Origin of the sequence: Glutamicibacter sp. NPDC088483 (assembly GCF_044753145.1) — a bacterium.
GTDB lineage: Bacteria > Actinomycetota > Actinomycetes > Actinomycetales > Micrococcaceae > Glutamicibacter.
Genome location: NZ_JBIVMP010000001.1, coordinates 770,565 through 783,647, shown reverse-complemented (window position 1 = coordinate 783,647; position 13,083 = coordinate 770,565). Strand labels below are relative to the sequence as shown.

Genomic DNA, 13,083 nt, shown 5'->3' with positions numbered 1-13,083 from the left:
GCTGCCGCGCGGTGACCGGCCGGGCGAAAAATGAGATGATGAGAAGGTTATGGATACAGCACAGCGCACGGTTTCAGTCACCCGCTTCATCCTGCCCGGAATCCTCGCTGCGGCGGTGGCCTTCATGGCGGCGGTGTTGTTCACCGGGATCGCCCGGCCGGCGGATTTGGCCGATCCCGGGGCTTTCGTGCGCTGGTCGCTGCCCATCTCCCGGGCCATCCACCATGCCTCGATGTCGCTGAGCATCGCCGCACTGGTTTTCGGTGCGGCGATCATCCCGCGGTCCGCCAAGGTGACCGGCGATGCCGAAGGCCAGGCCCATCCGGCGTTCGCCCGCACGATGAATATCGCCGCCGGGGCCGCGGTGGTGTGGACCCTGTCCGCGGCCACCGTCATGCTGCTGACCTTCTGGGATTTGGCCGGCATCCCGATGAGCCTGGATCCGCAGTATTCGGCCGCGATCCTGGACTACATCCTGTCGATCACCAGCGGGCGGGCCTGGGCCTGGATGGTGGTGATCGCCGCGATCACCAGTTCGCTGGCCCTGGCCGCGCGCTCCAGGACCACGGTGGGGCTCAGCGCATTCTTCTCGCTGTTCGGCATCCTGCCGCTGGCCTTCATCGGCCACGCGGCCGGGGGAGACGACCACTTCGCCGCGGTGAACTCCATCGGCCTGCACCTGCTGGCCGTGGTGCTCTGGTTTGGCGGCATCATGGTGCTGGCCCTGCTCGCTCCGACGCTGGGCGGCGAAGCGCCGGGACGCAAACGCGGGCAGGTGCTGGCCGGGGTGGTGCTCAAGCGCTATTCCGCGCTGGCCACCTTCGCGGTGTTCCTGATGATCGGCTCGGGCCTGGCTTCGGCGGTGATCCGCATTACCGGCTGGGACCAGTGGCTGACCCCGTACGGCATCCTGGTGATCGTGAAGATCCTGATCACCCTGGGGCTGGGCGCACTGGGCCTGTGGCACCGGCGCATGGTGATCCCGCGGCTGCTGGAGGGCAAGTTCACGGCGCTGCGCGCGGCCTGGCAGGTCGTGGCCGGCGAGGTCATCCTGATGGCTGCGGTGATGTCGGTGGCCACCGTGCTGGCGCGCACCGCTCCGCCGACTTCCGATGAGCCTCCGGTGCAAGCGACCCCGGCCCGCCTGCTCACCGGCTACGACCTGCCGCCGGCCCCGGATACCGCCGCGTGGTTCACCACCTGGCGCATGGACTGGATCTGGGTGGCCGTGTGCCTCTTCGGCCTGGCCGTGTACCTGTGGGCCTTCATCAAGCTGGCCCGCCGCGGCGACAAGCCTAGCGTGCTGCGCCTGGCCAGCTGGATCGTGGGCCTTTTCGCGCTGTTCTACGTGACCAGCGGCGCGGTGGCCGTGTACGGCAAGATCCAGTTCTCCACCCACATGGTCGACCACATGTCGCTGACCATGATCGTGCCGATCTTCCTGGTCCTGGGCACCCCGGTCACGCTGCTGCTCAAGGTGCTGGGATCGCGCGTCGACGGCACCCGCGGCCCGCGCGAATGGATCCTCTACCTGGTGCACTCGCGCTACTCGAAGGTCATCACCCACCCGATTTTCGCCGCGGTGAACTTCGCCGGCTCGATCGTCGTCTTCTACTTCACTCCGTTGCTGGAACCGGCCATGCGCTACCACGCGGGCCACGAGCTGATGAACCTGCACTTCCTGCTCACCGGATACCTGTTCGCGCTGTCGCTGGTGGACGCCGACCCGGTCCCCAAGCGCTACCCGTACCCGATGCGCCTGGTGGTGCTGCTGGCCACCGTCGCCTTCCACGCCTTCTTCGGGGTGGCGCTGATGAGCACCGAAACCCTGCTGGCCCCGGATTACTTCGGGAACATGGGCCGCACCTGGGGCGGCACCGCACTGGAGGACCAGGTGGTGGGTGCCGGGGCGATGTGGGCGATCGGCGAAGTGCCGACCCTGGTCCTGGCCATTTTCGTGGTCATCTCGTGGCTGCGCCAGGACAAGAAGGACACCAAGCGCTACGACCGCCAGGCCGAGCGCGACAACGACGCCGAGCTGGCTGCCTACAACGAAATGTTCGCCCGCTTCAAGCAAGCCGACCGAAGGGACCCACGTGCCTAGCACCAAGAAAATCCTCGCCGCCTCCCTGGCGGTGTGCGCGCTGCTGGCCGCAAGCGCCTGCTCCGCGCAATCCGAAATGCCGCAGGACGAAACGCACAAGATCGCCGTGCAGGGCACCGCGACGCCCAGCGCATCGCAAGAGCCGCAAGAGCCTGCCCAGCCGGAAGAAATGACCACCGCGCAGGTGGCCACCACGGCCGGCGCAGTGATGGCCGCCGAGCTCGGCTTCCCCTCCAGCGCCAAGATCCAGGGCGAGGACCTCGAATCCCTGGCCACGCCGCCCACCGATACGCTCAAGGACCTGGTGGTCCTGCCGTCCCAATGCTCGGCTCCGATCGAGGACTTGAACTGGTCGCCGGTGCAGCTGGGCACCGAGGCGGCGCGCACCGACTTCACCAACGAGAACCAGTCGATCACCGGGTCGGTGGAGGTGGCCAAGCTCGGCGACGGGGCGGCGAAGGTGGCGGCGCACAATGCGAACGTGGCCACCATCCTGGAGGAATGCAAGAGCGTGAAGCTCAACGGGCTGGACTACCGCGAGACCCTGGCGTTCTCCGATCCGGGCGTGCAGGATGCGGATTCGGCCCTGTACTACAGCCGTGATGGGCAGTATGCGCAGGATTCGCTGGTGCTGATCAAGAGCACCGGGGAGTATGCGGTGATGGTCTCCTTCCTCTCGGCGACCTCGCTGCAGGATGCCGCCTTCAACCAGGTGGCCACCGGCATCATGGACACCGTGCTCGCGCAGCTGCCCTAGCTCGCCGCCCCGGCAGGGAATAGAAGGCGTGGGCCTGCGGTTACACCAGCAGACCGTGAGCGAGTTTCACACTTTTCTCAATGTTGCTTAACACCGTTAGCCCCAGCGGGCCGCGGTGGCAGATAATTGAGGTTCGAATTGCCGCAGCCGCGGCGACAGCGAAAGGATCACCATGAGCACTTCCGAATCCGTCCGCGCCAATTACAAGGTGCGCGCCAGCGAACTGCTGGGCCGCAACTGGCTGAATACCGGCGGCAAGCAACTGGATCTGGACGCATTGCGCGGCAAGATCGTGCTCCTGGACTTCTGGACCTTCTGCTGCATCAACTGCCTGCACGTGCTCGACGAGCTGCGCCCGCTGGAGGAGCAGTACAAGGACGTGCTGGTCACCGTCGGCGTGCACTCCCCGAAGTTCGAGCACGAAGCGGATCCGGATGCGCTGGCCGCCGCCGTGGAGCGCTATGAAATCCACCACCCGGTGCTCGACGACCCGGAATTGGTCACCTGGCAGGCCTACGGCGCCCGCGCCTGGCCTACCCTGGTGGTATTGGATCCCGAAGGCTACATCGTCGCGCATCTGTCCGGCGAGGGCCACGCCCAGGGCCTGGGCTCGCTGGTCGAGGAACTGGTAGCCGAGCACGAAGCCAAGGGAACGCTGCACCGCGGCAACGGGCCGTACGTGGCACCGGCAGCCCGCGAAGGCGACCTGCGCTTCCCGGGCAAGGCCATCGCCCTGGCCAACGGCAATTTCCTGGTGGGCGATTCGGGCCACCACCGCCTGGTCGAACTGGCCGGCGACCTGTCCACCGTGGTGCGCACCATCGGCGCCGGGGTCAAGGGCTATGCCGACGGGGACGCTGCCACCGCGCAGTTCAACGAACTGCAGGGGCTGGCCGCCTTGCCGGCGGAACTGGCCGCCGAAGTCGGCTACGACGTGATCGTCGCCGACACCGTCAACCACCGCCTGCGCTCGGTGAACCTGGCCACCGGCGCCGTGGGCACCCTGGCCGGCAACGGCGTGCAGCGCCTGCTGGATTCGGAGAACGCCCGCCAAGAAGTCCAGCCCACCGAGCTGGGCACCGATGCGCTGAATATTTCGCTCTCGTCCCCATGGGATGTGCTCTACCACCCATCGGGGCAGGTCATCGTCGCGATGGCCGGGACCCACCAGATCTTCGCCTTCGATCCGCGCACCGGCGCCGTGTCGGTCTTCGCCGGCACCGGGCTGGAAGGCCTAACCGATGGCGCGCCGGATGAGGCCTGGTTCGCCCAGTCCTCGGGCCTGGCGCTGGATGGCGAGAACGTGTGGATCGCCGACTCGGAAACCAGCGCCCTGCGCTGGATCGAGGTCGAGGACGGCAAGGCGAGCTCCGTGCATACCGCGGTGGGCACCGGCCTGTTCGACTTCGGCTTCCGCGACGGCCAGGCGCAGCAGGCGCGCCTGCAGCACCCGCTGGGCGTGGCCGTGCTGCCGGACCACTCGATTGCGATTGCCGACTCCTACAACGGCGCGGTGCGCCGCTTCGATCCGGCCACCAAGACCGTGTCCACCCTGGCCAAGGGCCTGAAGGAACCGGCCGACGTGCTGGTGGACACCACCGTGGACGGCGATCCGGTGCTGCTGGTCGTGGAGACCAACTCCCACCAGCTGGTGCGCATCCCGATCCCTGCCGAAGCACTGGTGGTCGACCAGGGCGCCAGCCAGACCCAGCGCCCCAAGACCCGGGTGCAGGCCGGCAAGCACGGGATCCTGGTCCGCTTCGCGGCACCCAAGGGGCAGAAGCTCGATGACCGCTGGGGCGATCCGACCCAGCTGAAGATCTCGGCCAGCCCGGAGGAACTGATCCTCGACGGCGCCGGCACCTCGGTGGGCCTGTCCCGCACCCTGGAACTGAACCCGGAGGTGGCCGAGGGCGTGCTGCACATTACCGCCCGCGCGGCGGCCTGCGATGGCGAACCGGGCGGCGAGATTCCCGATCACGCGGCCTGCCACCTGTACCAGCAGGACTGGGGCATCCCGGTGGTGCTGGACGCAGAGGGCGAGGACGAACTGCTCCTTGACCTGCGTGGCGTGAATTAGCCCCGGCCCGAAGCATGCATCAGGCGCACCAGCGATGGTGCGCCTTTTGCGTGCCCGGCGGCGAACGCCCGGGCAGCGCCACAGCAAGAATCTGAGGAAACCTCAGCATTTTCCTGCCCGGGTGGCTAGACTGGAGGGCGGGAGGAGCCGGAGGGATCTGGCGGTAGCTATGGCGTCGAAAATGTTCCGTGCACTGGAAGTACCAAATTACCGGTTGTGGGTGATCGGTGCGCTGGTCTCCAATATCGGAACCTGGATGCAGCGCGTGGCCCAGGACTGGCTGGTGCTCACCGAGCTCACCGACCACGATGCAGTGGCCACCGGCATCACCACCGGCCTGCAGTTCCTGCCCGTGCTGCTGCTGGGCCCCTATGCCGGACTGATCGCCGACCGCTTCGACAAGCGCCGGTTGCTGATCCTCACGCAGAGCTTCATGGGAGTCTGCGCCCTGGTCCTGGGCCTGCTGGTGGTTACCGGCACGGCGCAGCTGTGGCATGTCTACGTGCTGGCCACGATGCTGGGCATCGGCGCCTCCTTCGACGCCCCGGCACGCCAAGCGTTCGTCTCCGAGGTGGTTCCCGGCACCCACCTGGCCAACGCGGTGGCGTTGAACAGCGCCAACTTCAACTTGGCCCGGCTGGCCGGACCCGGCGTGGCCGGTGCGGTCATCGCCCTGGTGGGCACCGGACCGGCGTTCCTGCTCAACGGCACCTCATTCCTCGCGGTGATTTTCTCGCTGGTGTTCATGCGCAAGGACGCACTGAACCCTTCCAAGCCGGTCGCGCGCGCCAAGGGGCAGGTGCGGGAGGGCTTGGCCTACGTGAAGAACCGCAAGGACCTGGTGCTGATCTTCTTCCTGGCCGGCGTGATCGGCACCTTCGGGCTGAACTTCCAGATGACCAACGCGCTGATGGCCACCGAGGTCTACGGGGTAGGAGCAGGGGAGTACGGCATCCTGGGCTCGATCATGGCCGTGGGCACCTTTGGCGGGGCGCTGTTCGCTGCCCGGCGTTCGGCTCCGCGCTGGCGCTTCCTGATCGGCGGCGGCGTGTTCTTCGGCATCGCCGGGATTGCCAGTGCGTGGATGCCCAACTACATCGCGTTCGCGCTGGTGCTGATCCCGGTGGGACTGGGGTCGCTGACCTTCTTGAACAGCTGCAACACCATGGTGCAGACCTCGGTGCCCCCGGAGTACCGGGCGCGCGTGCTGGCGCTGTACCTGATGGTGGTGATGGGCGGTACGCCCATCGGCTCGCCGCTGATCGGCTGGTTCGCTGAACTGTTCGGGATCCAGATCGCCGTGACCATTGGCGCCGGGTTGTCGCTGGCCGCCAGCTTGGCAGCGCTGGTGGTCTGGCAGAAGTTCAAGACCAACGCGGTGCCGCTGCGCAGCCAGTTCCGCGAACTGCTCGGACGCTAGCCGGCCACCTGTTCGCCGCCGGCCACCGGAACCACGGAAACTTCGGTGGTGCTGGTGGTCAGCTGCGCGGTGAAGGAGTAGTCATCCTTGACGGTCTTCTTGGCCTTGGCGCCGGTGCGCAGATCCTGCTCGGTCAGGGTCAAGGTGGCGGTGGCCTTCAGCGGGGACAGCACCCAGGCACCGTTGTAGTAGTTCACTTCAATGGTGGGGTACTTCGCGATGGACCAGTCGATGGTTGCCGGGTCCACGCGCGCCGAGGTGCTGTAGGCGAACGGGCATCCGGCAGGCATCAGCACCTGCTCGCTGGCGCACTCGTTGAGGTAGTTCTTCACCTTGGCATTGATGGCAGCGATGAATTCCTTGGTCGGCTCGGTCTTCAGCGCGATCTCCACCGGCTCCTTGGCAGGCTTGGTGACCACCATCCCGCGGGTGTCGGCCGCAAAGTTCTTGGTGCTGAAGCTCGCGTCGAGGATCGAGGGGTAGAACACCGGAAGGGTGCTCACGCCAGCCGATAACGGGATCTTCTGCTCGTTGACCGTGACCTCGTTGACGGTGTTGGCCTTGATCTTCACGCTGGGCAGCGTGCTTGGCTCGAAGGCCCACTTGTCGAACAGCAGCCAGGATTTGCCGGCATGGCGCAGCGTGTAGGTCGATTCCTTGTCCACGCCGTGGGCCTTGTAATGCGCGGTGACGGTGCGCAATTGCTCATCGCCCTCTACCGCCTGGGCCTTGTCGGTGGTGAAATCCGTAATTCCGGCCTGGGTGCGCTTGAGCACGTCCCCGTCCAGGGCAACAGCATCGCCCTGCGGGACCTGGGCCTGCATCAGGCCCAGGGCTTCGGCGCCTTCGCCCCTGGCCAGATGCTGCTGCAGTGCCTGCACCTGGTGCTGGGGGGAGAAGAGCGTACGGTTGGCGGCGATCGTTCCGGCAATGACCAGAACGACGACAGCCGCTGCAGCCAATGCCCAGCGAAGAGCCAGGCGGGCAGCGGAGATCGGCGTGGAATTACGAGTGTTCATCAGTAGCTAGGCTATCTGGTTTCCGGGCCCAGACCGAAAACGGCGTGCTGGAAGAGCCAGGTATTACTAACGGCGGCGCTTGCGGTTGCCGAAGAAGCCGCGGATCAGCTCGCGGCCAAGCACCTTGGCGGCCCCCATGGCCATGTCCATCATCGGGTTCCCTTCTTGGCGCGGTTGGCTCTGGCGTGGGGCGCTTTCCCGTCGTGGCTCCTTCGCCGGCTCGGGAGCAGTCGCTGGCGCCGGCGCCGCGGCTTGGGTTTTGGCCTCGAGCATTTCGCGGGCAGAATCACGATCCACTGCGGCGCTGTACTGCGCAGCCAGCGTCGAAGTGCCACGGACCTGGGTCATCACCTCAGGTGAGGCCGGGCCGATGTTGGACCCCGGCGAGGACATCTTGGTCCACGCTACCGGGGTCGGTGCACCTTGCTCGCCCAGCACGGTGACCACAGCCTCGCCGACACCGGCCTGGGTCAGCGCCTCCTGCAGGTCCAGCTCTCCGGTTGGGAAGGTCTTGATGATCTGCTTGAGCGCGCTCTGGTCCTTGGCGGTGAACACGCGCACCGCATGCTGGATGCGGTTACCCAGCTGGCCGAGCACCTCATCGGGCAGGTCGGTCGGGGACTGGGTGATGAAGAACAGGCCCACGCCCTTGGAGCGGATCAGGCGCACGGTGTTGATGATCGCATCGGTGAAGGCCTTGGTCGCATCCTTGAAGAGCAGGTGGGCCTCGTCGAGGAAGAACACCAGCTTGGGCTTCTCCAGGTCCCCGGCTTCTGGCAGGTCCTCGAACATGTCGGCCAGGAGCCACATGAGGAACGTGGAGAAAAGCATTGGCTGGGAGCTGACCGAGGGCAGTTCCAGGATGTTGATGACGCCGGCGCCGTCGCGCACCTGCAAGAAGTCCGCGGTATCGAACTCCGGCTGCCCGAAGAACTGGTCCAGTCCCTGGGTCTGCATGATCGTGATGCCGCGCAGGATCACCGATGCGGTGGATGAGGAGACGCCGCCCAGGGCGGCTAGCGCCGGGGCGCCGTCGTCGCTGAGCAGGAAGCTGATGACAGCTTTCAGGTCGCTGAGGTCATCCAGCGGCAGCTTATTGGAGTCGGCGTAATGGAAGATCAGCTGCAGGCATTCTTCCTGGGTTTCGTTCAGTTCCAGGACACGGGCCAGCAAAATCGGGCCGAAGGCGTCCACGCTGGCGCGTACCGGGACGCCCTGCCCATTGCCACCCAGGCTGAGGAACTCGACCGGGTTGGTGCGCGCAACGAATTCGTGGCCGAGCTCGGCCAGTCGGGCACTGAGCTTCTCCGACGGTTCGGCAGGCTGCGCCAGGCCGCTCAGATCGCCTTTGACATCGGCGAGGAAAACCGGAACCCCGGCCACGGAGAGCTGTTCTGCCATGGTCTGCAAGGTGACGGTCTTGCCGGTGCCGGTGGCACCAGCGATCAGGCCGTGGCGGTTGAGCATTTTCAACGGAAGGCGGACCTGCGCGGTTGGCTCGGCTTTGCCGCCGATCAGTGCAGCCCCGAGCTCCAAGCAATCGGATTCGAAGTCGTAGCCCTCAACGAGGCTGGTCAGCAAAGTATTCGTTTCCTGGGTCATGGCTTCACTCTATTGCTTTTAGAACGGGTGCAACAGACGCTGGACGAAAGTTTGGGTGCGGGGGTTGGCAGGCGTGCCGAGCACCTGGGCCGCCGGACCGGACTCCACGACCACCCCGCCATCCATGAACACCACGGTGTCGGCCACATCCCGGGCGAAAGCCAGCTCGTGGGTCACCAGCACCATGGACCAGCCCTCTTGGGCCAATTCCTTGATGACCGTGAGCACCTCGCCGACCAGCTCCGGATCCAGTGCGCTGGTGGGTTCGTCGAAGAGCAGCAGATCCGGCTGCTGCATCAGCGCGCGGACAATGCCCACGCGCTGCTGCTGGCCGCCGGACAGGGAGTTCGGGTAGGCGTCGGCCTTGGCTTCAAGGCCCACGCGGGCCAGCAGCTTCTTCGCCTGCGCCAGGACCTGGTCCTTGGGACGCTTTTGCACCTCGATCGGCCCGATGCTCACGTTCTGCAGCACCGTCAGATGGGGGAACAGGTGATGTCCCTGGAACACCATCGCCGAACGCTTGCGCAGGATCTGTGCGGCCTTGGGTTTCATCCCGGCGCTGAAGGAAACTTCCGGCCCGCCGGCGAATCCGACGGTGCCGGCATCGGCGATTTCCAGGCCGTTCAGGCAACGCAGGGCGGTGGTCTTGCCAGAGCCCGACGGGCCAATCAGTGCCAGCACTTCACCGGAATGCACGGTGAAGTCGATGCCTTCGAGCACCTGGTTCTCGCCGAAGGCCTTATGCAGGGCGGTGACGGAGAGCAGGGCGGAATTACTTGGCGACATACTTTTCAAGCCTTCCTTCAACAGAGTTTTGCAGGGCCGAAAGTACCAGGCAGATGACCCAGTAGATGGCTGCGGCCTCGCAATAGAGCAGCAGGAACTCGTAGGTGGAGGCCGTGATTTCCTGGGCCTTGCGGAACATTTCGGTGACCAGGATGGTGGAGGCCAGCGAGGTGTCCTTGACCAGGGAAATGAAGGAGTTCGACAGCGGCGGCACAGCCACCCGGGTGGCCTGCGGCAAGATCAGCCGGTACAGGGTGCGCGTGCGCGACATGCCCAGGGTGTAGCCGGCTTCCCATTGGCCCTGGGGGACCGAGAGGATCGCGGCACGAATGATTTCAGCGGCGTAACCGCCGATGTTCAGGCTGAAGGCGATGATGGCACTAGGCCACGGGTCGATGGTCAGGCCCACCGAAGGCATGCCGTAGAAGATGACGAACAGCTGCACCAGCAGCGGCGTGCCGCGAATGATGGAGATGTAGATCCGGGCAATCGAGGAGATGACCCGGTTCTTGCTGATCCGCATCAGCGCCATCAGCAAGGCGATGACCAGGCCCAAGGCCATGCTGATCAGGGCCAGCGGAATGGTTGCCGTGATCGCCCCGAGGGCTAACGGCCCGAGCGAGTCGAGGAATAACTGCCATTTCGAATCCATGGGCTACCTTTTGCGCAAATGAGACTGGCTCCACGCGTTCTTACGTGTGGAGCCAGTCTACTTATAGTGTTTGCTACTTGCTGACGTCTTCGCCGAAGTACTTCTCGGAGATCTTTGCCAGTTCCCCCTCGGCGCGCAGCTCCTCGAGCGCGGTGTCAATGGCCTGGGCCAGTTCAGTGGAATCCTTGCGCAGGGCTACAGCGGATTCGCTCTTCTCCTCGGATTCGGCAGCGATCTTGATGCTGTCATCCGGGTTGGTCTTCTGCGCATCCAGGAACGTCAGCTTGTCGTTCACGGTGGCATCGACACGGCCCTGCTTGAGCAGGGTGATCGACTGGGCCCAGCCTTCCACCGGCTCGACGTTCGCGCCGGCGGCCTTGGCGGTCTCGTAGAAGTTGCTGGTCAGCGACTGCGCGGTGGTCTTGCCCTCCAACGTCTCGAAGGAGGTGATCTCGCTGTTATCGCTCTTGGTCACCACCACGCCGGTGGAGACGGTGTAAGGCTCGGTGAACAGGTACTTCTCTTCGCGTTCCGGGTTGATCGAGACCTGGTTGGCGACGGCATCAAAACGCCCGGCATCCAGTCCGGCGAAGATCGCGTCCCACTGGGTTTCCTGGAACTTGACCTCGACGCCCATCTTCTCGCCGACGGCTTCGATGACCTCGACGTCGTAGCCGGTCAGCTCGTTGCCCTCGTGGTAGGAGAACGGGCGGTAGGTGCCTTCGGTGCCCACGGTCAGCACGCCCGAATCCTGGACCTTCTTCAAGGTGGCTCCGGTGTCCGCCGAGGACTTGGCGCCACCGGATTCGCTTGCGGAGGTCGATGGGCCTGCCGAGCCGCAGGCGCTCAGTGACAGGGCGATAATTGCGGCAGTAGCCAGCAGTGGTGCAGTGCGCTTCATGGTGACCTCGCTAGGGGAGTGGATAAAAGCTGTTGTCCTACTGAACACTCTAGTGATGATCGCTTATTCCTGCAGGTGGAAGTTACGCTAAATTCCGAGGACGATCGCCAGCAGCATCATCAGCGGGATCGCGCAGATGGTGGTGACCAGGACCGTGTCCTTCGCGATTACCACCCCGTGGTCATAGCGCATGGCCGTCACGAAAATGTTCTGCGCAGTTGGCAGGCCGGCCATGATGACCGACGCCACCAGCAGCTCGCCACGCAGATTGAATACCCAGTAGGCCAGTGCCCAGGCCAGGAACGGGTGGAGCAGCAGCTTGGCTCCGGCGGCGATCAGCACATCGGCGCGGCGGCCCGACTTCTTTTCCAGCGGCTTGGAACCCACCAAGGAGATGCCGAAAGCCATAAGCATGGCGGGAATCGAGGCGCCGGCAATCAGGTCGATCGGTTCGAGCACGATGGAGGGCAATTCGATGCCGGTCAGCGCGACGGCCAAGCCGAGCAGCGACCCGATGATCATCGGGTTCTTCGCGGTGGCCAGCAGCAAAGCGATCGGGGTGGTGCGGTGCCGCGAGGTGGTGGCATCCAGCATCGCCAGATTGATCGGCTGGTAGAGGGCCAGCTGGAAGAGGATGATCGGGGCCGCGTAGGACATGTCGCCGAGCACGTACAACGCGATGGGCAGGCCCAAGTTGGCGGAGTTCACCGTGGAGGCGGACATTGCCGCGATGATGTTTTCCGAGGCCGGGCGCTTGAGCATCCGGGCCGTTGCCAGGTAGTAGAGCACCGCGGTCAGCGCCGCGGACAGGGAGGCAACCCAGAGCAGCGGCCCGAGCACGGAAACCGGATCGGACTCGGCCAGGGTGGTGAACAGCAGGGCGGGGCTGGCCACGAAGAAGGTGACCCGGCTGAGCACATGGCGGCCTTGCTCGCCCAGCACCCCGGTGCGGCCCACCAAGTAGCCGACGAGAATGACAACCCAAATGATGGAGAAGCCTTCGAGGACTCCGGTCATCGTGCTCCTTCGCTGGCTATCAGCAGACCAACAACGCCGGAGCACCATTGGTGCCCCGGCGTTCGCTTGAGCGGGCGACGGGAATCGAACCCGCGTATCGAGCTTGGGAAGCTAGCGCTCTACCATTGAGCTACGCCCGCAGTGCACCGAGCGGCCTATTGACGGCCCGGGCATCAAAAGCATATCCCACGAATCCCGCGCACCGGAAAACGGCACGGAAAATCGTGGCCAAAGTTACGCAATGCCTATTCGGAGGGCTTCTCGTTGAGCAACTGCTCGCGCAGGATCGCCACCCCATCGGCCGGGACCTCGAAGCTGAGCTCGTCGCCGGGGTTCACCACGAAGCCGGTATTGTCCAATGCGCGCACCACGGTGGCGCCCTGGACCTTCACGCCGTAGGGCGCCATGTCGATGTACGAGGAGGGGATGCGCTCCAAGGTGGTGAAGACCGCAACCACGGCCTCGCCGGAAGGGTTGGTCAGCATCATCGGCTGGGCATTCTTGTTCTCGCCGGTGACCTCGTCACGGGAGAGGAAATACACCTCGGCGCTCATGAAAGCGCCGATGACCGAGCCGGACAGCTCAGGTTTATTGAGCCCGGCCTGCAGCATCATTTCGAAATGCGTCTTGGGCTGTGCCCGCTGCTTGTCCATTGGCGTTTCGATGATCGCATCCGGGACCTGGTCTGGTTCTTGGCCTTCAGCGGCGGCGGAGGTGTTCTCGTTGCTCATGTACTACAGCATGT

At 65.1% G+C, this 13,083-nt stretch carries 11 protein-coding genes and 1 tRNA gene; 4 read left to right on the top strand and 8 right to left on the bottom strand.

Features of this window, described 5'->3' with window-relative positions; translation table 11 throughout:
- Window positions 1–49: 49 nt before the first annotated feature.
- The 4 genes from ACIP6G_RS03785 to ACIP6G_RS03770 all read left to right on the top strand — a co-directional run bounded on the left by ACIP6G_RS03785 (window position 50) and on the right by ACIP6G_RS03770 (window position 6,361).
- On the top strand, window positions 50–2,104 hold the full coding sequence (locus ACIP6G_RS03785) for a cytochrome c oxidase assembly protein (protein WP_365943171.1): 2,055 nt from the start codon (window positions 50–52) through the stop codon (window positions 2,102–2,104).
- Window positions 2,097–2,861 carry a hypothetical protein gene (locus tag ACIP6G_RS03780; RefSeq protein ID WP_133833544.1) on the top strand — a complete coding sequence of 255 codons (765 nt, stop codon included), beginning with the start codon at window positions 2,097–2,099 and terminating at the stop codon, window positions 2,859–2,861. Before ACIP6G_RS03785 ends, ACIP6G_RS03780 begins: the two co-directional genes overlap by 8 nt.
- A 172-nt stretch (window positions 2,862–3,033) precedes the next feature.
- A complete protein-coding gene (locus ACIP6G_RS03775; protein WP_332485895.1) occupies window positions 3,034–4,941 on the top strand; it encodes an NHL domain-containing thioredoxin family protein in 1,908 nt (635 codons plus the stop codon).
- Between the two features lie 181 nt (window positions 4,942–5,122).
- Entirely contained in the window at window positions 5,123–6,361 is a 1,239-nt protein-coding gene (locus tag ACIP6G_RS03770) for an MFS transporter (protein ID WP_332485896.1), read from the top strand.
- Here the strand turns inward: ACIP6G_RS03770 and ACIP6G_RS03765 are convergent.
- The 8 genes from ACIP6G_RS03765 to ACIP6G_RS03730 all read right to left on the bottom strand — a co-directional run bounded on the left by ACIP6G_RS03765 (window position 6,358) and on the right by ACIP6G_RS03730 (window position 13,069).
- Complete coding sequence (locus ACIP6G_RS03765; RefSeq protein ID WP_365943172.1) at window positions 6,358–7,380, bottom strand: hypothetical protein; 1,023 nt, start codon at window positions 7,378–7,380, stop codon at window positions 6,358–6,360. The genes ACIP6G_RS03770 and ACIP6G_RS03765 overlap by 4 nt on opposite strands.
- A 66-nt stretch (window positions 7,381–7,446) precedes the next feature.
- The gene (locus ACIP6G_RS03760; RefSeq protein ID WP_365943173.1) at window positions 7,447–8,982 is read right to left on the bottom strand and encodes a helicase HerA-like domain-containing protein; all 1,536 of its coding nucleotides are present in this window, start codon (window positions 8,980–8,982) and stop codon (window positions 7,447–7,449) included.
- A gap of 18 nt (window positions 8,983–9,000) precedes the next feature.
- A complete protein-coding gene (locus tag ACIP6G_RS03755) occupies window positions 9,001–9,768 on the bottom strand; it encodes an amino acid ABC transporter ATP-binding protein (RefSeq protein ID WP_365943174.1) in 768 nt (255 codons plus the stop codon).
- Entirely contained in the window at window positions 9,755–10,420 is a 666-nt protein-coding gene (locus tag ACIP6G_RS03750; RefSeq protein WP_105657025.1) for an amino acid ABC transporter permease, read from the bottom strand. Before ACIP6G_RS03750 ends, ACIP6G_RS03755 begins: the two co-directional genes overlap by 14 nt.
- Window positions 10,421–10,493: 73 nt before the next feature.
- Window positions 10,494–11,321, bottom strand: a complete 828-nt coding sequence (locus ACIP6G_RS03745) for an amino acid ABC transporter substrate-binding protein (RefSeq protein WP_365943175.1) — start codon at window positions 11,319–11,321, stop codon at window positions 10,494–10,496.
- An 87-nt stretch (window positions 11,322–11,408) separates the two neighbouring features.
- Window positions 11,409–12,338 carry an AEC family transporter gene (locus ACIP6G_RS03740; RefSeq protein WP_365943176.1) on the bottom strand — a complete coding sequence of 310 codons (930 nt, stop codon included), beginning with the start codon at window positions 12,336–12,338 and terminating at the stop codon, window positions 11,409–11,411.
- 69 nt (window positions 12,339–12,407) lie between these two features.
- Window positions 12,408–12,478 (bottom strand) — tRNA-Gly (locus tag ACIP6G_RS03735).
- Between the two features lie 105 nt (window positions 12,479–12,583).
- Window positions 12,584–13,069, bottom strand: a complete 486-nt coding sequence (locus ACIP6G_RS03730) for an SseB family protein (protein ID WP_332485899.1) — start codon at window positions 13,067–13,069, stop codon at window positions 12,584–12,586.
- Window positions 13,070–13,083: the final 14 nt, after the last annotated feature.